Here is a 995-nt window from a genome sequence, read left to right on the forward strand (position 1 = left end):
ACTTGGTCAAATACGTGTCTAGCCTGTGTATTATCGTATGCAATAACTAGACTTTCTCCGCCATATTGTCCGCCTAAAATCATCCAGTTAAGCACGCGCGTAGCCATTAAACTAGACTTACCTGATCCACGGCCTAAATTAAGAAAAATCTCATTAATTAGGTTGACTTGAACACCTTTTTCATCAACCATATCATAGCCTAACATTAACTCATACCACNTCCGTTTGATTCCTAACTTGGTCAAATACGTGTCTAGCCTGTGTATTATCGTATGCAATAACTAGACTTTCTCCGCCATATTGTCCGCCTAAAATCATCCAGTTAAGCACGCGCGTAGCCATTAAACTAGACTTACCTGATCCACGGCCTAAATTAAGAAAAATCTCATTAATTAGGTTGACTTGAACACCTTTTTCATCAACCATATCATAGCCTAACATTAACTCATACCACCATTTTTGTGTTGGAAGTAGCTCAATTTTCATCAGGTTACCAGTAGTCAGGTAGAAGTTGTCTTCTATCCATTCAATAGCTTGCGTAACACGGTCATAGCGATAAATATATTTGTTATGAATACGTATTTGCTTCTGAATAGTCTTGCGAATGTACTTATTAATAATAATGCCGTTTTCTTTGTTGTATTCCAACATTTTATTTAAATAATACATTCATTCCCTTTCTATTCAAATACTGATTGCAAATATTCATCTGAATATGGACACCAACCTTCGTCATCAGTCATTTCTTTTTTAAGTTGTTTCCAGTTTGAAAACTGACCAATAATAGAATCGTTGTCTCCACACGTCTCACAATAATCTTCAACTTCTTCTAATTCTTTTTCTGAAGTATTTTCTGACATCAGATAAAGTCCTCCGCCCAAATGGTCTTCAACTACCCAATATTTTTTCATTCAAACCCCTCTGGGACTTTGATTTCTGGCGTTTTATACTTACTTAGCTTATAGTCGTCAAGTTCTTCAATTTTAGCTTTAAGG

Annotated in this window: 3 protein-coding genes; all 3 read right to left on the bottom strand. The window is 35.8% G+C overall.

The genetic code is table 11. From position 1 onward, the window contains the following. Nucleotides 1–206 (bottom strand): hypothetical protein (locus FDW96_RS11785; RefSeq protein ID WP_212732873.1); only part of this gene is annotated, 206 nt, incomplete at its 3' end. A 474-nt stretch (nt 207–680) separates the two neighbouring features. Further along, nucleotides 681–911 carry a hypothetical protein gene (locus FDW96_RS11795; RefSeq protein ID WP_036853254.1) on the bottom strand — a complete coding sequence of 77 codons (231 nt, stop codon included), beginning with the start codon at nt 909–911 and terminating at the stop codon, nt 681–683. Continuing rightward, a complete protein-coding gene (locus FDW96_RS11800) occupies nt 908–982 on the bottom strand; it encodes a bacteriophage terminase small subunit (protein WP_252362868.1) in 75 nt (24 codons plus the stop codon). The genes FDW96_RS11795 and FDW96_RS11800 overlap by 4 nt, the downstream gene beginning before the upstream one ends. Nucleotides 983–995 lie beyond the last annotated feature (13 nt).

This window comes from Citrobacter sp. TBCS-15 (genome assembly GCF_005280815.1).
GTDB lineage: Bacteria > Pseudomonadota > Gammaproteobacteria > Enterobacterales > Enterobacteriaceae > Citrobacter > Citrobacter werkmanii.

Coding starts and splice junctions, on each gene's coding strand:
- FDW96_RS11795 (WP_036853254.1), bottom strand. CDS start 911: ATGAAAAAATATTGGGTAGTTGAAGACCATTTGGGCGGAGGACTTTAT.